This window comes from Streptomyces sp. MUM 2J (assembly GCF_022414535.1).
GTDB lineage: Bacteria > Actinomycetota > Actinomycetes > Streptomycetales > Streptomycetaceae > Streptomyces.
Genome location: NZ_JADWYM010000009.1, coordinates 1 through 21,108 on the forward strand (window position 1 = coordinate 1; position 21,108 = coordinate 21,108).

At 73.0% G+C, this 21,108-nt stretch carries 14 protein-coding genes; 5 read left to right on the forward strand and 9 right to left on the reverse strand.

Annotated features, from left to right (window positions below):
* Both I3F54_RS10885 and I3F54_RS10890 read right to left on the reverse strand, forming a co-directional pair.
* Window positions 1-2,222: RICIN domain-containing protein (locus I3F54_RS10885; protein ID WP_240118618.1), on the reverse strand; the 2,222-nt coding region annotated here is incomplete at its 3' end.
* A gap of 448 nt (window positions 2,223-2,670) precedes the next feature.
* Window positions 2,671-3,057 (reverse strand): helix-turn-helix domain-containing protein, encoded by a 387-nt coding sequence (locus I3F54_RS10890; RefSeq protein ID WP_240118481.1) that lies wholly within the window; start codon window positions 3,055-3,057, stop codon window positions 2,671-2,673.
* A 203-nt stretch (window positions 3,058-3,260) separates the two neighbouring features.
* Here I3F54_RS10890 and I3F54_RS10895 point away from each other — a divergent pair, with 203 nt between their 5' ends.
* Entirely contained in the window at window positions 3,261-3,914 is a 654-nt protein-coding gene (locus tag I3F54_RS10895; RefSeq protein ID WP_240118482.1) for a hypothetical protein, read from the forward strand.
* Window positions 3,915-3,972: 58 nt separating this feature from the next.
* Here the strand turns inward: I3F54_RS10895 and I3F54_RS10900 are convergent, their stop codons facing one another.
* The 3 genes from I3F54_RS10900 to I3F54_RS10910 all read right to left on the reverse strand — a co-directional run bounded on the left by I3F54_RS10900 (window position 3,973) and on the right by I3F54_RS10910 (window position 9,738).
* Window positions 3,973-5,388, reverse strand: a complete 1,416-nt coding sequence (locus I3F54_RS10900) for a S28 family serine protease (protein ID WP_240118483.1) — start codon at window positions 5,386-5,388, stop codon at window positions 3,973-3,975.
* Between the two features lie 94 nt (window positions 5,389-5,482).
* Window positions 5,483-5,872 (reverse strand): hypothetical protein, encoded by a 390-nt coding sequence (locus tag I3F54_RS10905; protein WP_240118484.1) that lies wholly within the window; start codon window positions 5,870-5,872, stop codon window positions 5,483-5,485.
* Between the two features lie 122 nt (window positions 5,873-5,994).
* Window positions 5,995-9,738 carry an ABC transporter ATP-binding protein gene (locus I3F54_RS10910; RefSeq protein WP_240118485.1) on the reverse strand — a complete coding sequence of 1,248 codons (3,744 nt, stop codon included), beginning with the start codon at window positions 9,736-9,738 and terminating at the stop codon, window positions 5,995-5,997.
* Window positions 9,739-10,030: 292 nt separating this feature from the next.
* On the opposite strand from I3F54_RS10910, the gene I3F54_RS10915 reads away from it, so the two are divergent.
* Together I3F54_RS10915 and I3F54_RS10920 are read left to right on the forward strand one after the other, a co-directional pair.
* A complete protein-coding gene (locus I3F54_RS10915; RefSeq protein ID WP_374205897.1) occupies window positions 10,031-12,244 on the forward strand; it encodes an ArnT family glycosyltransferase in 2,214 nt (737 codons plus the stop codon).
* 189 nt (window positions 12,245-12,433) lie between these two features.
* On the forward strand, window positions 12,434-13,237 hold the full coding sequence (locus I3F54_RS10920) for an endonuclease I family protein (RefSeq protein ID WP_240118486.1): 804 nt from the start codon (window positions 12,434-12,436) through the stop codon (window positions 13,235-13,237).
* A gap of 77 nt (window positions 13,238-13,314) precedes the next feature.
* On the opposite strand, the gene I3F54_RS10925 is transcribed toward I3F54_RS10920, so the two are convergent.
* Together I3F54_RS10925 and speB are read right to left on the reverse strand one after the other, a co-directional pair.
* Window positions 13,315-15,006: a thiamine pyrophosphate-binding protein gene (locus I3F54_RS10925; protein ID WP_240118487.1), complete on the reverse strand. Its 1,692-nt coding sequence runs from the start codon at window positions 15,004-15,006 to the stop codon at window positions 13,315-13,317.
* Entirely contained in the window at window positions 15,003-15,983 is a 981-nt protein-coding gene (gene speB / locus I3F54_RS10930; protein WP_240118488.1) for an agmatinase, read from the reverse strand. The genes I3F54_RS10925 and speB overlap by 4 nt, the downstream gene beginning before the upstream one ends.
* A 279-nt stretch (window positions 15,984-16,262) precedes the next feature.
* Here speB and I3F54_RS10935 point away from each other — a divergent pair, with 279 nt between their 5' ends.
* Together I3F54_RS10935 and I3F54_RS10940 are read left to right on the forward strand one after the other, a co-directional pair.
* The gene (locus I3F54_RS10935) at window positions 16,263-17,840 is read left to right on the forward strand and encodes a PucR family transcriptional regulator (RefSeq protein WP_240118489.1); all 1,578 of its coding nucleotides are present in this window, start codon (window positions 16,263-16,265) and stop codon (window positions 17,838-17,840) included.
* 219 nt (window positions 17,841-18,059) lie between these two features.
* Window positions 18,060-18,854 (forward strand): phosphatase, encoded by a 795-nt coding sequence (locus I3F54_RS10940; protein ID WP_240118490.1) that lies wholly within the window; start codon window positions 18,060-18,062, stop codon window positions 18,852-18,854.
* Window positions 18,855-19,011: 157 nt separating this feature from the next.
* Here the strand turns inward: I3F54_RS10940 and I3F54_RS10945 are convergent, their stop codons facing one another.
* Together I3F54_RS10945 and I3F54_RS10950 are read right to left on the reverse strand one after the other, a co-directional pair.
* Entirely contained in the window at window positions 19,012-19,878 is an 867-nt protein-coding gene (locus I3F54_RS10945; RefSeq protein ID WP_240118491.1) for an acyl-CoA thioesterase II, read from the reverse strand.
* Window positions 19,879-19,914: 36 nt separating this feature from the next.
* Window positions 19,915-21,072 carry an acyl-CoA dehydrogenase family protein gene (locus tag I3F54_RS10950; protein WP_240118492.1) on the reverse strand — a complete coding sequence of 386 codons (1,158 nt, stop codon included), beginning with the start codon at window positions 21,070-21,072 and terminating at the stop codon, window positions 19,915-19,917.
* Between the last annotated feature and the right edge of the window lie 36 nt (window positions 21,073-21,108).

The window sequence follows — 21,108 nt, forward strand, 5'->3', positions numbered from 1 at the left end:
GCCGCCGCCTCCGCGGCGGTCGCCTGCCGGTCGGCCTCGTCGGCGGCGGCGCGGGCGGTGGTGGCCGCGTCTCCGGCGGCCAGCGAGTCGGCGTACGCGTCCTTGGCGGCGGCCTTAGCGCGCAGGGCCTCGGCCTTCTGCTCGGCGTCCCACGCGTCGTCTCGCTTGGCCTTGGCGTTGTCGCGCGCCGCGACCGCGTCGTTCTTGCGGGCGACGGCGGTCTGCTCGGCGGTCTCGGCCTTCTTACGGGCGTTCTCCGCGCTGACCGCCTTGGCCTGGGCGTTCTTCTTGTGCTGGGCGGCCTCAGCCTGCTTGGCGGCGGCGGTTTCCTCCTCCGCCTTCGCCGTCTTCTCCTCGGCCTCGGCAGCCAGCCGCTTGGCGTGCGCGTCGGCGGCGGCCGCCTTGGCGTCGCCCTCCGCCTTCAGCGCCACCGTCAGCTTGGCCTCGGCGGTCTCCTTGTCCTTCTTGGCGCTGTCCCGGTGCAGCTTCGCCGCGTCTGCGGCGGCCTTCGCCTGCAGCTCGGCCGCCTGCGCCGCCGCCTTGCGGAACTCTGCTTTCGACTGAGCTGCCTGAGCGAGGGCGCGCTGGGTGATGGTCGCGCTGTCCCCGGCAGCGGCGCGGGTCGCCGCCTCGGCGGTCTCACCGGCCTTCACCAGCGCTTCCAGCGCGGCGACCGCACCCTTGGTGACCTGGGCCTTCTGCAGGCCGGCCAGCAGGCCGCGGCCGCGCGGGGCACCGGCCCGGTCGGCGATGGCGTAGGCGGTCTGAAGGGCGGTGTCGGAGGTGCCGGCGGCCTCACGGGCGGCCGCGAGCTGGGTCTTGATGACCGCGAGCTGCTTCTTGGCCTGCGCCTGGGCGTCCGCTATGCCCTTCCTCGCCTTGGCGAAGTGGGCCGCGTGCGGGACCTCGCCCTTGTGCCCCTTGGGGACGACCCTGTACTTCTGCGGGTTGCTGCCGTTGCACGTCCACAGCCACGAGTCGCGGCCCTTGTCGAACGTGTGCAGGTCCAGGCACTTGTCCGTGGCGGCGTTCCGCAACGCGCCGATGGCGCGGACGTCGAAGTTCCACTGCTGGGCCTTGCTGCCGTTGCACGTCCACAGCTGGATCTTCGTGCCGTTGGCGTCCTTGCTGCCGCTGACGTCGAGGCACTTCATCGCGTTGACGTTCCACAGGGCGTAGCCGCGAGGGTGGCCGATGATCTGCCAGTGCTGGGCAGCGGAGTTGTTGCAGCTGTAGATCTGCACCGGGGTGCCGTTGGTCTTCTTGCCGCCCTGCGCGTCCAGGCACATGCCCTTGGCGGCCGCCACCTGGATGACGGTGTCCGCGTCGCCGATCCAGCCGACCCCGCCGGGGCTGTAGTAGTCCTGCCAGCGGGTGAGGTGGTCGGCGATCCACGACTGGCCGAGCATGTCGGCCATCGACCCGGACGCCTTAGCGAGGGCCGCGGTGGCGTCACGGCTGGCACCGAGGAGCTGATTGCGCGGGCCAGCCTGGGCGGCGATCTCCTGCTGCCACTCGGCCGCCGCGGTGTTCTCGACCCCGCGCAACGCCTTGTTCGGATCGATCGGGTCGCGCCAGCCGCACGACGCGAAGCGGGTCTTGAGGTCCTCCACGGCCACCCGGTACTCGGCGGTCCCGAGCCGGGGCGCGGTACGGGGCCAGCCGCCGGAGGCCAGGAAGATCCGGGCGTCGTCAGCACCAGTGCCGTGCATTTCGCCCTCGGTCAGATACTCGAACGCCTGGCGCTCGTAGTACTGCCGGTTCCACTCGTCGGTGGGGAGGGACGTGTCACCCTTCTCAGGGTAGAGCGGCGTGCCGAGGTCCTTGACGGCCTGCCGGGTCTTGTCATCGGCCTTCGGCGTCGGGTCGTAGAAGTCGAACTTCTCGTTCCAGTCGGGGCCACCGACCCACTTGCCGAGGCCGGTCTGGTCGTAGAAGTCGTCGCCCTCGTGGACGCCGGGCACCCAGTGGAACGAGGCGTCGGTGAACCCGTGCGGGGCCGACAGGCCGTCGAGGGGCTTCTCCCACGCGTCCCGGCGCGCGTGCAGCCGCTCCCAGTTGGCGTTCCAGTCGGCGCGGTCCTTCTCGTGCGCCTGGTGCAGCGGGCCATCGAACGCGCCGTCCAGCGTGGCCAGTTCACGCAGCTTCTGCGGGGTCTGGTTGAGGGCGTTCTGCGCGAAGGCGGACATGCCGGGCCCGCCCAGGCGCAGCGCGTCGTTCATCAGGCACTGGTCGAACCGCAGTTGCTCGTCCGCCGTGGTCTCGAACCAGTCGTCCGGCCGGTCACTGGCAGTGGGAGCGGTCGGCGGTGCCGCGAGGGCGGGGGAGGGGACCAGCGCGGCCAGGACGGCGGCCGCGCCGAGGAACGGCACGAGACGGGTGAGGCGAGGGGCCGGTCTCAGGAACCCCCGTGGTCTGGAACGCAAGAGTGCATTCCTTCCTGTGCGCACAGAGAGACCGGGGGAAGCGCGAGCTGCGGTGACGTGGCCGATGGCCCGGGGTGGAGAGACACGGATCGCGACGCGGACATGGCACGGCGCTGCCCCCCTCCCCGTAGAGCGACGCAGTTCCCCCGGTCGCATATGGTCGTGCACGTACGTCGGATTGGTCGGATCCGGACACGCGCGGGCGCCATCCTAGTCAAGATCGGTGACCATCGAACAGCAAGTATCACCGGGGATCCGACCGGCGCGCCTCCGTCACCGCCGTGGTACACACGACAGGGCTCGGCCACACCGCTGGGCCACCCATGGCGGGCCGACCGACGCCAACGCCAACCCCAAGGTTGTCGTGCCTGACCCCGGCGCTGATGGTAGGCAGCCGGCCCGGCCGGGGCTCGTCCACCAGGCCGTCGAGCCGCTCCGCCAGGAACCGGCGCCGCCACTTGCGGACGGTGTCGGCGGCCACCCGCAACTCACGGGCGACCGAGACGATGGGCGGGATCTCCGGGCCCGCGCACGCCAACACGATCCGCGCGCGCAGGGCCAGTGCCTGGGCCGACGACGCCCGCCGCGTCCACCGCTCCAACACCGCCTGCTCGTCATCAGACAGCAGCAACGGTTCCAGCTTCGGGCCTCGACGAGGAACTGACGCACCAGCAGCAGAAGTCACGCAACTACTAACGATCAACTACTGGCGCAGGACACTAGTACTACGGCCGGCGCGCCGCGCGGCGCGCCCAGCGCGTGCAAAGCCCCCTGCGCGACTGGCGTGCGCCCGCCACCACGGGCCACCCTGGACACGGGGTTCAGGGGGGCGGGATGCGCGAGAGACGGTCCGCGGCGCTGATGTGGGTCCTCGCCGGGCTGCTGGCGGCGGGGTGCTCCACCGGCCCGGGCGGTTCCGGTGCGGGGGGCTTCACCGCCGGTTCCGGTGCGGGGGACGGACGGTCCGGGGCGGAGGGCGCGAGCAGCCCCGGTTTCGGTACCCGGTTCCTCGACGTCGACGAGTGCAGCTCGTTCGGCACGACGAGCTCCACCGAGGTGCCGTGCACCGGTGAACGGGCGGCGGCCCGGGTCGTGGCCCGGTACGACGGAGCGGCGGCCGACGGTCCCCCGTGCCCGGCGACCACCGACTTCGTACTGCACATCGGCGCGCAGAAGCTGTCCGCGGGCGGAGGGGTGGTCGTACCCCGGGGCTACGCGTGCATGCGCGCCCTCGAACCACCCCATCCCGGTGATCCGGGCCGCGGGGGCGGGCCGCGCACCATCGTCGGCGACTGCGTCTACGGATCGGGCGGCGGGCAGGTGCGGGAGACGGCGTGCGACGGCTCCGGGACGAGGAAACCGCAGTACGAGGTGGTGACGGCCGTGGACGCGCGGGACGGGTGCCCGGCGTCCACGGTCCTCTACGTCCAGCTCGGCGGCGAGAAGCCGGTGGGCTGCGCCCGCCCGGTCCGGCCACCGCGGACCTAGTGCCGCGGCGGGCGGCGTTCGCCCCGTCGCGACGGGGCGAACGTCCCCTGTTGCGGACCTAGGGACGCAGCGCCGGTTCGCGCTCCACGTCGCGCACGTCCAGGCGGGCGTCGAACGCGGCGAGCGGCCGCGCCTGTGCCGTCTCGGGGGCGAGGCCCGCCCACCGCAGGATGCGGTCGGTGGCGAACGCCTTCTGCCGCGGCACCAGGCCGTCGACGTCGGCGCCGTGGTTCCGTCCGGGGGCGGTGAAGACGTACGCGTCCCTGGCGCCCCGGTCCACGCGGAACCGCTCGGCGCCCCACGGGTCGTTCTGGCCGTACACGAAGAGCATGTGGCGTGCGTGGTGGCGCACCCAGGTGTCGACGTCGCGCATGGCCCACGGCTGGAACCGCATGCCGATGTCCCGCGGGACGAAGTTGCGCGGCGGCTGGTAGCCGTAGCGCAGGTAGCGCTTCTCGATGTGCGGGAAGTGGATCGTCGGCGCGCCCAGTTGGGTGCCCGCCTGGTAGTAGTACGGCGTGTACGGCTCCAGGCCCTGGTCGGTGTAGAAGGAGAAGCCGGAGATCGTGTCGACGGACGTCCAGATCTCGTCGTCGGTGGCCCGCGCGGCGTTCGCGGGGATCGTGTCGCAGTCGGAGAGCAGGCTGTACTGCCAGAAGCCCCAGACGTAGTCGAGGACGACGGCCTCGTAGGCCCGGTCCAGGGAGCCGACGGTGTCGAAGGTGTAGCCGTTCCGTGCGGCGTACGCCGCGTACCGCTTCTCCAGTGGCTCGCGCCGCACCAGCGCCTCGCGCTGGACGCCGTTCAGCCGGTCGCGGCAGTCCTGGGTGCCGACGGTCTCGAAGAAGCGGTCGTAGGCCGAGTCCTCCCGGTTCACCACGTCGTTGGGCGCGACATAGGCGACGACGCCGTCCATGTCACGCGGGTAGAAGCGCTCGTAGTAGGTGGCGGTCATGCCGCCCTTGGAGCCGCCGGTGGAGATCCAGTTCCGGGAGTAGATGGGCTTGAGCGCCTGGAAGATGCGGTGCTGGTCGCTCGCGGCCTGCCAGATGTCCAGCTTGGACCAGTCGGCCGGTTCGGGGCGGGACGGCGTGAAGAATCGGTACTCCATGGAGACCTGGTTGCCGTCCACGATCCGGGTGGGCTCGCGGCGGCTGGGGTTCGTCGAGACGTGGTAGCCGCTGGTGTAGAACACCGTGGGCCGGCTGACGTCCTTGTGCAGCACGGTGATCCGCTGCTGGAAGGTGCCGGCCGACGGATGCCGGTGGTCGACGGGCTGGGTGTATTCAAGGACGAGGAAGCGGTAGCCCGGATACGGCTTCTCCTGCACCAGGCTCATGCCCGGCACGGACAGCAACCGGTCCTTGATGTCGGTGCTGCCGGCCCCGGGTTCGGCGGCGGTGGCCGCCCCCGCCGTGCTCAGCGTGCCGATGAGCACGGTGAGCGCCAGCAGCCATCTGAGCGCTTTGCGCATGCGCGTGCACCCTCTCCTGTGAGACAGATGTGCACCGGAAGCTATCGGAGCAACGCCTTTGGCACTAGAGGCAGTTGATGCTTTCAGGCCGTCGTCAGCACAGGATCCAGCCGGTGGCGGTCGAGCCGCCGCCCACCCATCCCCTCACCCGCACGCAGCGGTGCCCGGCATACACGGTGACCGGTCCGGCGTGGTACCTGTAGCGCCCCTTGTCGACCACGGGGCGCCCGCCGCGGGCCTGGACACTCACCGACATCGTCGTCCTCGCGCCGGGCCGGTTGGGGACGGTGAGGGCGCAGACGTAGCCGTTGCCCTTGTAGACGCGGGTGATGCCGGTGGAGAAGACCAGGGTCTTCACATGCCGTCCCGCACAGCGCGTGGCTCCGGCGGCACGGGCGCTGCCCGGCGCGGCGAGGGCGAGCAGGCCGGCGGCCGCCAGCGCGGTCGCACCGAGCGCCAGCCACCGGCGTCTACCCCTGTCCATCGTGGTCCCTCCCCGCACCCACGACTCGGATCGTACGGGTGTACGGACGCAGCGCCTGTGTCGGATGGTTGCGCTGGCCGCCGGCGCGGCCGCCGGTTCGGCGACCGCGCCGGCTCCCCGGTTCACACGACGGAGCCCACCGGCTCCTCCGGTTCGGGGGCGCCGACGAAGGTGCGCCACAGTCGGGCGTACCGGCCGCCGTGCGCAAGGAGTTCGTCGTGGGTGCCGTCCTCGACGACCCGCCCGTGGTCCATGACGACGACGCGGTCGGCCCGTGCCGCCGTGGTGAGCCGGTGGGCGACGACGAGCGTGGTGCGACGCCCGGCCAGCCGGTCGGTGGCCTGGTTGACCTGGGCCTCGGTGGCCAGGTCCAGCGCCGCCGTCGCCTCGTCGAGCAGCAGGACGTCGGGGTCGACCAGCTCGGCGCGGGCCAGCGCGATCAGCTGACGCTGGCCGGCCGACAGGTTCCGGCCGCGCTCGGCGACCTCGTGCAGGTAGCCGCCCTCCAGCGTGGCGATCATCTCGTGGGCGCCGACCGCCCGGGCCGCCGCCTCCACCTCGGCGTCGGTGGCGTCGGGGCGGCCGTAGGCGATGGCGTCGCGGACGGTGCCGGGGAAGAGGTAGGCCTCCTGCGGCACCACACCGAGGCGGTGCCGGTAGGAGGTCAGGTCCAGGGCCCGCAGATCCGTGCCGTCGGCCGTCACCCGGCCGCTGGTCGGGTCGTAGAACCGCGCCACCAGCTTCACCAGCGTCGATTTGCCCGCGCCGGTCTCACCGACGAACGCGACGGTCTGCCCGGCGGGGATGCGCAGGTCGATGCCGCTCAGGGCGGCGTCGTTCCCGTCGGCGGCGTTCCCCTCGGCGGCGTTGTAGGCGAAGTGGACGTCCTCGAAGGCGATCTCGCCGCGCAGGGAGGCGATCCGGCGCGGCGCGTCGGCGGGCGCGGTCGACGCCCGCTCCCGCAGCAGCTCCTGGATCCGGCCGAGGGAGACGGTGGCCTGCTGGTAGCCGTCGAAGACCTGGGAGAGCTGCTGGACGGGGGCGAAGAACAGGTCGATGTAGAGGAGGTACGCCACCAGCGCGCCCGTCGTGAGCGTGGCGTCGTCCACCCGCCCCGCGCCCACGATCAGCACGGCCGCCGCGGCGGACGACGACAGCAGCTGCACGAACGGGAAGTAGACCGAGATCAGCCACTGCCCCCTGATCCGGGCCCTGCGGTAGCCGTCGCTGCGCTCGGCGAACCGCCGCCCGCCGTCCTGCTCGCGCCGGAACGCCTGCACGATCCGCAGGCCGGAGACCGACTCCTGGAGGTCGGCGTTGACCAGCGAGACGCGCTCGCGGGCCAGCTCGTACGCCTTCACGCTCGCCCGGCGGAAGAAGACCGTGGCGACGATCAGCGGCGGCAGGGTCGCGAAGACGACCAGCGCCAGCTGGATGTCGATCACCAGCAGGACGGCCATGATGCCCAGGAAGGTGACGACGGAGACGAAGGCGGTGACGAGGCCGGTCTGGAGGAACGTGGAGAGCGCGTCCACGTCCGTCGTCATCCGCGTCATGATCCGCCCGGTCAGCTCGCGCTCGTAGTAGTCGAGGCCGAGCCTCTGGAGCTGGGCGAAGATCTTCAGGCGGAGCGCGTACAGCACGCGTTCGCCGGTGCGGCCGGTCATGCGCGTCTCGCCGACCTGCGCCGCCCACTGGGCGGTCACGGCGAGCAGGGCGACCAGCGACGCCGCCCAGACCGCGCCGAGCGCGAGCTGTGTCACGCCCTGGTCGATGCCGTGCCGGATCAGCACGGGCAGCAGCAGGCCCATGCCCGCGTCGACGGCGACCAGTCCGAGGCTGAGCAGCAGCGGCGGCCCGAAGCCGCGCAGCAGGCGCCTGAGCCCGTAGGACTCCTCGGGGCGGACCGCGCGGGCCTCGTCGACGCCGGGGGTGTCGGTGGCCGGGGGCAGCGCCTCCACCTGGGCCAGAAGCTCCGGGGTGGCCGGGCTGCCGGAGAGAGCCTCGTCCCGCGGCTCCCGCTCCCCCGCCCACAGGCGGGGTGTGATGCCGCGCTCGGCGTCGAACTCGGCGTCCAGTTCCGCGCGGACGGAGGTGTCCTCCTGCGGTGCGACGGGCTGCGTGTGCCCCGGGGAGACGCCTCCGAGCTCGTCGGGGTCGGTGAGCAGCCGGCGGTAGAGGGCGGAGCGCTGCTGGAGCTCGGCGTGGGTGCCGATGTCGGCGAGGCGGCCGGCGTCCAGGACGGCGATGCGGTCGGCGAGGTTGAGGGTGGAGCGGCGGTGGGCGATCAGCAGGGTGGTGCGGCCCCGCATGACCTCCTTGAGCGCCTCGTGGATCTCGTGCTCGACGCGCGCGTCGACGGCGGAGGTGGCGTCGTCCAGGACCAGCAGGCGCGGGTCGGTGAGCAGGGCGCGGGCGAGCGCGACCCGCTGACGCTGGCCGCCGGAGAGGGTCAGGCCGTGCTCGCCGACCGTGGTGGCGTAGCCGTCGGGCAGCTCCCGGATGAACCCGTCGGCCTGGGCGGCGCGGGCCGCCTCCTCGATCTCCTCGTCGGTCGCGTCGGGGCGGCCGTAGGCGATGTTGTCGCGGACCGTGTCGGAGAAGAGGAAGGAGTCCTCGGGGACGAGCCCGATCGCCGCGCGCAGGGACTCCAGCGTCAGTTCCCGCACGTCCCGGCCGCCGATCAGGACGGCGCCGTGGGTGACGTCGTAGAAGCGCGGCAGGAGCAGGGAGAGCGTGGATTTGCCGGAGCCGGAGGAGCCGACGACGGCGAGGGTCTCTCCGGGGCTGATCTCGAAGGAGAGGCCGTCCAGGACGGGGCGGGCGGGGTCGTAGCCGAAGGAGACGTCGTCGAACTCGACGGTCGCGGGCGCGTCGGCGGGCAGGGACTTCGTGCCGTCCTCGATGGCCGGCTCGGTGTCGATCAGTTCCAGGACGCGCTCGGTGCCGGCGCGGGCCTGCTGGCCGACGGTGAGCACCATGGCGAGCATGCGGACCGGGCCGACCAGCTGGGCGAGGTAGGTGGAGAAGGCGACGAAGGTGCCGAGGGTGATGTGCCCGCGCACGGCCAGCCAGCCGCCGAGTGCCAGCATGGCGACCTGCCCGAGGGCGGGCACGGCCTGGAGGGCGGGGGTGTAGGTGCTGTTCAGCCGGATGGTGCGCAGGCGTCCGGCGAACAGCCTGCGGCTGACCTCGCGCAGTTTGCCGGTCTCCTGGTCCTCCTGCCCGAACCCCTTCACCACGCGGACACCGCCGACGGCGCCGTCGACGACGCCCGCGACGGCCGCCGCCTGGGCCTGGGCGTACCAGGTGGCCGGGTGGAGCCGGGCCCGGGAGCGGCGGGCGATCCACCACAGGGCGGGTGCCACGGCCAGCGCGACCAGGGTGAGCGGCAGGGAGAGCCACGCCATGATCACCAGGGAGATCAGGAAGAGCAGGATGTTCCCGATGGTCATCGGGAGCATGAACAGAAGCCCCTGGATCAGCTGGAGGTCGCTGGTGGCCCGGCCGACGACCTGACCGGTGGACAGCTCGTCCTGCCGGCGCCCGTCTAGGCGGGTGATCGACCGGAACATCTGGGTCCGCAGGTCGTGCTGGACGTCGAGGGCGAGCCGGCCGCCGTAGTAGCGGCGGATGTAGGTGAAGACGTAGACGAGGAGTGCGGCGCCGATCAGGGCGGAGGCCCAGGGCGCCATGCCCCGGGTGTGGTCGCCGACGACGTCGTCGATGATCAGCCTGGTGATCAGCGGGACGACGGCCATGACGGCCATGCCCGCCAGCGACGACCCCAGGGCGAGCACGACGTCCTTCGGGTAGCGCCAGGCGTACCCGGCCAGTCTGCGCGCCCATCCCCGCTGCCCCGCCACGTCGGTGCCTCCCTCTCGACCTGATCTACCGGAAGGCACCAACACGGACGGAGGCGGATTTCATCCCTCCGCAGCGGTCGGGGCCGGTCGGAAGCGGACCCGCAACCGGTGGAGGCGGGTCGTCCGGACCGTTTTCCGGCTGTCCTCGCCGACCGGGACGGCCTTCGGGCGGCCCGCGGAGCGGCCGGTGACCGCCCCGCCCCTCGACGGTGCCCGCAGCGGGCCCGGCGTTCACAGGTGACGGCCAGCTTCGGCACAGCCATCGCTCATCACGGCGGTGAACGCTGCGAGGGTGACTGCCACCCATCCCCCTTCCCGTACCGAGACCGTGCCCGCCGACGGACCGCCGGCACCGCCGCCGCCCGGGGCGGCACCGCGCTGGTCCGTCCCCGCACTGCTCGCGATCCTCGCCCTGGCGGCGGTGCTGTACTCCTGGAACCTGTCCGGATCGAGCCTGAACAGCTACTACAGCGCGGCCGTGCTCAGCGGCACGCACAGCTGGAAGGCCTGGTTCTTCGGCTCGCTGGACGCGGGCAACTTCATCACCGTCGACAAGCCGCCCCTGGCCCTGATGGTCATGGGCCTGTCCTGCCGCGTCCTGGGCTTCGGCACCTGGCAGATGATGCTGCCGATGATCACGCTGGCGCTGGCGACGATCTGGATCCTGCACGCGTCGGTGAAGCGGGTGTGGGGCCACGGCGCGGCGGCGCTCGCGGCGCTGGTGCTGGCCCTGACCCCGATCACGGTCGCCATCGACCGGGACAACAACCCCGACACCCTGCTGGTGTTCCTGATGGTGGCGGGGGCGGCGCTGGCCCTGCGCGCCACCCGCGACGGCAGGCTGCTGCCGCTGCTGGGCTCGGCGGCCTGCTTCGGCCTGGCCTTCAACACGAAGATGCTCCAGGGGTACATCGCCCTGCCGGCCGTCTTCGCGGTGTACCTGTACGCGGCACGGCCGCCGCTGCTCCGGCGGCTGCGGAACCTGCTCGCGGCGGCCGTCGTCCTCGTCGTCTCCAGCTTCTGGTGGGCGGCCGCGGTGTCACTGGTGCCGGCGTCGGAGCGGCCCTACATCGGGGGCTCCACGGACGGCACCGCCTGGGACCTCATCATGGGCTACAACGGCCTGGGCCGGATCCTCGGCGGCGAGGGCAACGGCGGGGGCGGAGGAGGCGGCGGGGGCGGAGGCTTCTCCGGCACGGCCGGGATCGGCCGCCTGTTCAACGACATACTGGGCGGCCAGATCTCCTGGCTGATCCCGTTCGCGGCGATCGCGTGCGTCGGTGGCCTGGTGCTGTGCGGCCGGGCCCCGCGCACGGACCCGACCCGCGCCGCGCTGGTGCTGTGGGGCGGCTGGACGGTCCTGCACTACCTCACGTTCGCCCTGGCCGAAGGCGTCATGCACCCGTACTACACGACTGCGCTCGCCCCGGGCGTCGCGGCGTTGTGCGGGGGCGGCGGCCTGATGCTGCTGCGCGCGTTCCGCACCGACCGGCGGTGGGTGTGGGTCCTGCCGGCGGCGCTGGCGGTGACGGCGGTGTGGGCGGTCGTGCTGCTGCGGCGCGCCCCGGACTGGAACGGCTGGCTGTGGCCGACGGTCGCCGTGCTCATGGCCCTGGCCGTCACCGGGCTGCTGGCCTTCCGTTCCGGCAGGCGGGTGCGGCTGCTCGCGGTGTCGCTGGCGGCGGCCGTCATCGCGGCGGTCGCGGGCCCGGCGGCGTACGCCTGGTCCGTCCCGTCGGGTTCCGGCGGCGGGGTCCGCGGCACGAACCCGACGGCGGGTCCGTCGACGGGCAGCGGCAGGGGCGGCCCCGGGGGCGGACGGGGCGGGTTCCCCGGCGGCGGCCGGATGCCGGGCGCGGCACAGTACGGGGAGCCGGCCGGACCGGCCGGCGGACCGCCCGAGGGCGGCTTCCCCGGTGGCGACAGGCCCGGTGGCGGGACCATGCCGGGCGGGCCCGGGCAGGGCCGCGACGCGGGCGGCGCTCCGGGCGGGGCGGGCGGCACCGTGCCCGACGGACCGGGTGGCATGGGCAACCCCGGGGGCATGGGCGGACCGGGCGGCCGGGGTGGCGCGGACAGTGAGCTGATCGCATACCTGAAGAAGCATCAGGACGGCGCCACCTGGCTGCTGGCGGTCTCCAACTCGCAGAGTGCCGCGCAGATCGAGCTGAGCAGCGACGCGCCGGTCGTCTCCATGTGGGGTTTCACCGGCAGCGACCAGGCGATGACCGTGGCCCGGCTGAAGGAGCTGGTGAAGAGCGGCGCACTGCACTACGTCCAGCTCGGCGGCGGCATGGGCGGCGGTCCGGGCGGCCGGAACGAGCTGACCTCCGAGGTGACGGAGTGGGTGCAGCAGCACGGTACGGCCGTCGACGCGAGCGAGTACGGGGGCACCACGCAGTCCGGCTCGACGGCGGGCGCCGACGCGGGCGCCGACGCGAAGACGGACAACGGCCGGTCGACGACGTCGACGCTCTACCGGCTGGATCCGTCGGACGTGAGCTGATCCGGTCCGCGCCAGGGGCTTTCCGTGCGGCCTCCGACCACCGGTCGGGGGCCGCACGGCCGTCCCATCGCCCTCAGCGGCGGCCCACCTACCGGATCCCGTCACCGAACCGACATGTTCACGTCACCCAAAAGCCTGCATGCCCATGTCACTCTCATCTCATTCAACCCGCGTAGATGGGACCCCCACATGTCGGCATCACGCACGCGCCGCTGGAAGACAGCGGCCCTGGCCACCGCCACCGTCCTCGCCGGACTCACCACCCCCGCGCTCACGGCGACCCCTGCCGCGGCGACGACGACGGCGTACGACTCGACCTACTACAGGAACGCGGTCGGCAAGACGGGCACCGCGCTCAAGTCGTCGCTGCACACGATCATCAGCGACCAGAGCAAGCTGTCGTACTCGGCGCTCTGGAACGCCCTGAAGAACACCGACCAGGACCCGGACAACAGCAACAACGTGATCCTGCTGTACTCCGGCATCTCCCGCAGCAAGTCCCTCAACGGCGGAAGCGTCGGCGACTGGAACCGCGAGCACGTGTGGGCCAAGTCCCACGGCGGCTTCGGCACCTCGACCGGGCCGGGCACGGACCTGCACCACATCCGCCCCGCGGACGTGCAGGTCAACTCCATCCGCGGCAACAAGGACTTCGACGACGGCGGTAGCGGCTTCACCAACTCCGGCGGCAGCCTGACCGACTCCGACTCCTTCGAACCGCGCGACGCGGTCAAGGGCGACGTGGCCCGCATGATCCTCTACATGGCCGTCCGCTACGAGGGCGACGACGGCCGGCCCGACCTGGAGCCGAACGACTGGGTCTCCAACGGCTCCGACCCGTACATGGGCCGGCTCTCCGTCCTGAAGCAGTGGAACGACGAGGACCCGCCGGACGCCTTCGAGGAGCACCGCAACCAGGTCATCTACGACAGCTACCAGCACAACCGCAACCCGTTCGTCGACCACCCGGAGTGGGTGGACGCCATCTGGTAGGCGGCGCGCGGTCCGCGGCCGGCGGAGGGGACCCGTCCCGAGGGCGCGGACCGTGGCCGTGTCCGGACGGCACGTGGTCAGTCCAGGTGCGTCGGTGCGAACATCCGCAGCACCGCCGGCAGGACGACCACACCGGGCCCCGGGGTCGCCATGGACTTCGCCAGGTCGGACTCCAGCGCCTCGGGGGTCGTACGGACGCCCGGCACGCCGAAGGACCCGGCCAGGGCCACGTAGTCGGGCCGGGTCAGCTCGGTGGCCGCCGGCGTGGTCTCGCCGAAGGTGCCGGTCAGGTACTCGCGCAGGATGCCGTAGCCGCCGTCGTCGACGATCAGCCAGGTGACGTCCAGGTCGTGCTGCCGGGCCGTGGCCAGCTCGGCGACGGAGTACAGGGCGCCTCCGTCGCCCGACACCGCCAGCACCGGGCGGGTCGGGTCGGCCACCGCGGCGCCGAGTGCGGCGGGGAAGCCGTAGCCGAGGCCGCCGGCGCCCTGGGCGGAATGCATGCGGTTGGGGCCCCCGGCGTCGAAGGCCGACCAGGCCCAGTAGGCGAGGATCGTCATGTCCCAGAAGGACGGGGAGCCGGCCGGGAGCGCCCTGCGGACCGACGCCAGCACCTGCTGTTCCAGGGCGAGTTCCTGGGCGGCGATCCGCTCGCGCACCCGGGTCAGCAGATCACGCACGCGTTCCCGGACCGTCGGGTCCTCCCGCCGCGGCACCGTCTCCAGCAGCGCCTGCAGCGCCAGGCGCGCGTCGGCGTGGATGCCCAGCGCCGGGTGGTTGGACTCCAGCTTGCCGAGGTCCGCCTCGATCTGGATCACACGGCCCCTGGGTTTGAACGTGTGGTAGTTCGAGGAGAGTTCGCCGAGGCCCGAGCCGACGACCAGGAGCACGTCCGCTTCCTGGAGGAACTCCGTGGTGTACCGGTCCTCCAGCCAGGACTGGAGGGACAGCGGGTGCGTCCACGGGAAGGCGCCCTTGCCGCCGGGGGTCGTCACGACGGGTGCCTGGAGCCGTTCCGCCAGCTGCCTGAGCTTGCCGCTCGCGTCCGCCCGGACCACTCCCCCGCCCGCGATGACCGCCGGGCGAACGGCGTTCGACAGCAGGTGGGCCGCCACCGCCGTCAGCTCGGGGCGCGGCGGCAGGTCCTCCGGCGTGGCGTCCACCCCCGTCACCACCGGCAGACGCGCGGGCTCCAGCAGCACGTCCTGCGGGATCTCCACCCACACCGGGCCGTGCGGGGCGGTCAGCGCCGACTTCCAGGCCGCGGCGATCGCCGAGGGGATCTGGGACGGTGTGCGCACGGTGTGCACCGACTTGACGACCCCTCTGAACAAGGCCGCCTGGTCGGGGAGTTCGTGCAGATAGCCATGGCGGCCGCCGCCCAGCCCGGCCGTCGGGACCTGACTGCTGATCGCCAGCACGGGCGCCGAGGCCGCCGCCGCCTCCTGCAGCGCGGCCAGCGACGTCAGCGCACCCGGCCCCGTGGACAGCAGCAGGGGGGCGGCCTCCCCCGTGATCCGGCCGTACGCGTCCGCGGCGAATCCGGCGTTGTTCTCGACCCGCAGGCCCACATAACGCAGACCGGAGCGGCGCAGGGCGTCGATGACGCCGAGGGCGTGCTGGCCGGGCAGGCCGAAGACGGTGGACGCGCCGAGCCCGGCCAGCGTCTCCACGACCAGGTCTCCGCCGATACGGCCGGCGGGAGGGTTCAGCGCCGCCGAGATCTGCGCCTCGGTGGGCCGCAGCACCAGGTCGTGGTCGTGGGTCACTGCGCTTGTGTTCCCTTCCGGGCCGCGGCGATCTGGCGGGACATGATCGTCGTCAGTTCGTACGCCGTGTGGGACGCCGCGACCGATGTGATCTCCGCGTGATCGTACGCGGGAGCCACCTCGACGACGTCCGCCGAGACCAGGTTGCACGACGCGAGACCGCGCAGGATCTCCAGCAGCTCCCGCGAGGTCATGCCGCCGGCCTCCGGCGTTCCCGTGCCGGGCGCGTGGGCCGGGTCGAGGCAGTCGATGTCGATGGAGACGTACAGCGGGCGGTCGCCGATGCGCTGGCGCAGCTGGTCGGCGACCTCGTCGGCGCCGCGGCGGTAGATGTCGGCGGAGGTGACGATGCCGAAGCCCATCTTCTCGTCGTCGGTGAGGTCCTGCTTGCCGTACAGGGGGCCACGGGTGCCGACGTGGGAGAGGGCGGACGTGTCGAGGATGCCCTCCTCCACCGCCCGGCGGAACGGCGTGCCGTGGGTGTACTCGGCGCCGAAGTAGGTGTCCCAGGTGTCGAGGTGGGCGTCGAAGTGGAGCAGGGCCACCGGGCCGTGCTTCCTGGCGACGGACCGCAGCAGCGGCAGGGCGATGGTGTGGTCGCCACCCAGGGTCATCAGGCGGGCGCCGGTGCCCAGGAGTTCGTCGGCGGCGGCCTCGACGGTCTCGACGGCCTCGTTGATGTTGAAGGGGTTGACCGCGATGTCGCCGCCGTCCGCGACCTGGGCGAGGGCGAACGGGGAGGCGTCCTGGGCGGGGTTGTAGGGGCGCAGCAGCCGGGACGCCTCACGGATGGCGTTGCCGCCGAAACGGGCGCCCGGCCGGTACGAGACGCCCGAGTCGAACGGCACGCCCACGACGGCGACGTCGGCGCGGCCGACCTCGTCGAGGCGGGGCAGCCGGGCGAAGGTCGCGGGACCGGCGTACCGCGGTATGCGGGAGGAGTCGACGGGGCCGCGGGGCGTCTCGTTGCTGCTCATGGTCGCATGCCTTCTTTCTCACGCTTCATCGCGTATGTACTGCTTTGCCTATGACTCTACTGATGAGCCGGGACGGCGGCGGACACGGGCTCGGGGGCGGCCGGCGGGGCGCGCTCGCGCCGGCCGCGGCCGGCGCGAGGGGGAGCCGGCAGCGGACCGCGGGGACAGCCGCCCCGGCCTGCGGCCGCCCGCCCGGCACCGACCCTAGGTGGCCGGAGCGCGGCTGCGAAGTGTACGTTTCATCCATCCAGGACGTCTTCACTGGATGGATCGCACACCATGCCGGACCCCGTCGCCACCCCCGTGCCACCCACGCCGCCGGTGCCCCTGTCCGCGCTCGTGGCCCGGGAGGACCTCGGCCTGCGGCAGATCGCCGGCCCCGCCGCGGCCGACGTCGCCGTCCACTGGGCGCACGCCTCCGAGATGTCCGACCCCTTTCCGTACCTGCTCGGCGGCGAGCTGCTGCTGACGGCCGGCGTGCACGTCCCGCGGGCGGCGGCCTCCCCGGCGGGCGCCCCCGGCACGGCTGCGTCCGGGCCGGGCGGCTACTTCGACGGCTACGTCTCGCGGATCGTGGCCGCGGGCGGTGCGGCCCTCGGTTTCGGTCTGGCACCCGTGCACGACGCGGTGCCGGGCGCGCTGGTCGCGGCCTGCGAGGCGTACGGCCTGCCGTTGATCGAGGTGCCGCCCAGGACCACCTTTTCCGGCGTCGCCCGCGCCGTCTGGCAGCTGATGGCGCAGGCCCGCACGGCCGAGCTGCGCCGGGTGACCGAGGCCCAGCAGAGCCTCGCGGCCGCGGCGGCCCGGCCCGACCCCGTGCCCTCGGTCCTGCGCCGGCTCGCCCGGGACATGAACGGCAGGGCGGTGCTGTACGGCCCCGACGGCACCCGGGTCGCCGAGGCGGGCGGGGACCAGCCGGAGGGCGTGGACGGGGCGCTGACCGACCTGGCCGCCACGGTGACCCGCCGCGCCTCCGCGACCGCCACCGACACCGCCGCAGGGGTTCACCTCGCCGCCTACGCGCTGGGCGCCGGGCAGGGCTTCGTGCTGGGTGTCGCGGCCCCGCACCGGGACCCGGGCGACCACACCATCTCCTCGGTCGCCGCGGTCCTGCTCACTCTCCTCACCGGCGACCAGCTGAGCAGCACGGGCGCGGCGCGCTCCGCGGCGCTGGTGCGCCTGCTGCTCGGCGCGACACCGCAGGAGGTGGCCCCGCTGGTCGGCTCCGGCCGGACGGTCGTCGTCCACGCCCGCCCCGACGTGCCGGCCGCGCATCGCCCCAAAGGCACCGGCCCGGCCGCGGGCCCCGCGGTCCGCCGGGCGCCGGACGGGCCGCACACCGTCCCCGACGCGGTGGCCGCCTCCGCGCTCGGCGCGGCCCTGGGCTCCCCGCTGGTGGACCTCGCCGACGGGATCGTGCGCGTCCTGCTGCCCGACGACCGTGTTCCGGGGCCCCAGCCCGGCTGGACGCTCGGCATCAGCGCGCCCGCCTCCCCGGCCGACTGGCCCGCCGCCGACACCCAGGCCGCCCGGGCCCTGGCCCGCGCCCGTGCCACCCGCGCCCCGCTCCTGCGGTACGCCGACCGAGCCGGTCTGGCCGACCTGGTCCCCCGCGACGCGGCCGAGACACACGCCCGCACCCTCCTCGCGCCCCTCTCCACGGCCTCCCCGGCCCTGGCCGAGACCCTGCGCACCTGGCTCTCCCTGCACGGCAGCTGGGACCGTACCGCCGTCGCCCTGTCCGTCCACCGCAACACCGTGCGGCAGCGGATCGCACGGTGCGCGGCCCTGCTGGACGTGGACCTGGACGACGCGGACGTCCGCATGGATCTGTGGTTCGCCCTGCGACGGACCTGACGGCCGGGGCCCGGCGGGCGCGGGGCGCCGGGCACGGCCCGGGGTGACGCCCGGCCGAGCCGAGGCGGGTGGGGGCGGCCGGGCGACCGCGGATGCGGGTGGGGGCGTGACGGGAAGGGGCGGAAAGGCGTGGGAGCGGGCGGGACGGGGCGAGTGACGCCCGTCGCAGCACGCGGGAGACCCGGTGATCGCACAGGCGGCTGCCTCACAATGGTGACCATGCCGATACCCGGGACACCCAGCCGCGCCGAACTCGTCGAGCACCTCGTCCGCACCCGCATCGCGGGCGATGTCGCCACGCCCCGTGAGAACAACCTCTCGCACTACCGGAAGCTGGCGAACGGCGACCGCAACTACTGGCTCGGACTGGAACTCGGCGACCGCTGGAGCGACGAGCAGGACGTGCTCGCGGTGATGGCGGAGCGGGTCGGCGTCCACGACGACCCGGAGTACCGGTACGGCCAGGACACCATCGACCCGGAGCTGACCGTCACCGCCCTGGAGCGCCTGGCCGGGCGGCTGCGGAAGGCCGCCGACGGTCAGCAGCGGGTGCTGTTCGCCACCGGGCACCCAGGCGGCCTGCTCGACGTCCACCGCGCCACCGCCGCCGCCCTGCGCGCGGCGGGCTGCGAGATCGTCGTCGTCCCGCACGGGCTGCAGACCGACGAGGGGTACGTGATGCAGTTCGCGGACGTGGCGGTGCTGGAGCACGGCGCCAGCCTCTGGCACACCCACTCGGGCGAGCCGATGCGCGTGATCCTCACGGCGCTGGAGCGGTCGAACCGCCCGCTGCCCGACCTGGTCGTCGCCGACCACGGCTGGGCCGGGTACGCCGGCCGGCACGGCGTCGACTCCGTCGGCTACGCCGACTGCAACGACCCGGCGCTCTTCCTGGCGGAGGCGGAGGGCACGCTCCAGGTGGCGGTGCCGCTGGACGACCACGTCACCAGCCCCCGCCACTACGACCCGATGACGGCGTACCTGCTGGCGGAGGCGGGACTCGGGGACCGCTAGTGCCGCAACAGGCAACGTTCGCCCCGTCGCGGCACGAGGGGGTGAAGGTCCGGTGCGGTGCCCGCGGTGTCCGGTGCGTGCTCTCGGCGTGCCGGGCGAAAGACCTCGGGCGACTCCCGGCGGCAGGCGCACGGTCACCGCGGCGGGCGCGCACGGCTCACCGCGGGACGCGGACCACGCCCTCCTGGATCACCGATATCGCGAGCCGGCCGTCCTGGGTGTAGATGCGGGCCTGCCCGAGGCCCCGGCCGCCGGACGCCGAAGGGGACTCCTGGTCGTACAGCAGCCACTCGTCGGCGCGGAAGGGCCGGTGGAACCACATGGCGTGGTCCAGCGACGCCCCGACGACGTCGCCGACGGCCCAGCCGCCCCGGCCGTGCGCGAGCAGGACGGAGTCGAGGAGGGTCATGTCGGAGACGTAGGTGGCGAGGACCACGTGCAGCAGGGGGTCGTCGGACAGCTTGCCGTTGGTGCGGAACCACACCTGGGAGTGCGGCTCGCGCGGCTCGCCGTACCTGCCGTAGGGCGGCTCCTCGACGTAGCGCAGGTCGATCGCCTCGCGGGCCTGGAGGAAGCGGAGGACGACGTCGGCGTCGAGGTGGTCGTAGCCGCCGAACCGTTCGCGGGAGGTGGGCAGCGAGGCCGGGTCCGGGGCGGGCGGCATCGGAACCTGGTGGTCCAAGCCCTCCTCGTACGCCTGGAACGAGGCCGACAGGACGAAGATGGGCCTGCCGTGCTGGACGGCGACCACCCGGCGGGTGGTGAAGGAGCGCCCGTCGCGGAGGCGCTCGACGGTGTACACGATGGGGGCGCCCGGGTCGCCCATGCGCAGGAAGTACGCGTGGAGCGAGTGGGCCGTCCGGTCCGCCGGGACCGTCCGCCCTGCGGCGACCAGCGCCTGGGCGGCGACCTGCCCGCCGAAGACGCGCGGGACGACCGCGGAGCGGGACCGGCCGCGGAAGATGTTCTCCTCGATCTGCTCCAGGTCGAGCAGATCGAGGAGATCCTGGAGTGCCTGGCTCATGGCGTTCTACGGTCGCGGCCGGTGGTCGCCCTCGCCCTACAGACCCATGTCCTTGGCGATGATCGTCTTCATGATCTCGCTGGTGCCGCCGTAGATCCGGTTGACACGGTTGTCGGCGTACAGGCGGGCGATCGGGTACTCGTTCATGTACCCGTAGCCGCCGTGCAGCTGGAGACAGCGGTCGATGACGCGGTGGGCGACCTCGGTGCAGAACAGCTTGGCGGAGGCGGCCTCGGCGGGGGTCAGCTCGCCGGCGTCCAGGGCCTCGGTCGCGCGGTCGGCGACGGCCTCGGCGGCGTCCACCTCGGCCTGGCAGGCGGCCAGCTCGAACTTGGTGTTCTGGAAGTGGGCGACCGGCTTGCCGAAGACGGTGCGCTCCTGCACGTACTGCTGGGCGAACCGCACGGCGGCCCTGGCCTGCGCATAGGCGCCGAAGGCGATGCCCCAGCGCTCGGAGGCCAGGTTGTGGCCGAGGTAGGAGAAGCCCTTGTTCTCCTCGCCGAGCAGGTCCTCGACCGGCACCTTGACGTCGACGAAGGCCAGTTCGGCGGTGTCGGAGGTGCGCAGGCCCAGCTTGTCGAGCTTGCGGCCGACCGAGTAGCCCTCGGACCTGGTGTCCACGGCGAACAGGGAGATGCCGAAACGGCGGTCCTCGGCGGTGGGTGCGGAGGTACGGGCGCAGACGATGACGCGGTCGGCGTGGACACCACCGGTGATGAAGGTCTTGGCGCCGTTGAGGACGTAGTGCGTACCGTCCTCGGACAGCTTCGCGGTGGTCTTCATGCCCGCGAGGTCGGAGCCGGTGCCCGGCTCGGTCATCGCGATGGCCCACATCTCCTCGCCGGTGACGAACTTCGGCAGGTAGCGCTTCTTCTGCTCGTCGGTGGCCAGCATCTTGATGTAGGGCAGGGCGAGCAGCACGTGCACGCCGGAGCCGCCGAACTGGACGCCCGCGCGGGCGGTCTCCTCGTAGAGGACGGCCTCGAACTTGTGGCTGTCCATGCCCGCGCCGCCGAACTCCTCGGGGACGTTGATCCCGAAGATGCCCAGCTCGCCGAGCTTGTGGTAGAAGTCGCGCGGCGCCTGGCCGGCCGCGAACCACTCGTCGTAGACGGGCACGACCTCGGCCTCGATGAAGGCGCGCAGGGTCTCCCGGAACGCCTCGTGATCCTCGTTGAACACCGTACGGCGCACGCCGCCCACCTCCAGCTACCTGTCTAAGCGCTTGCT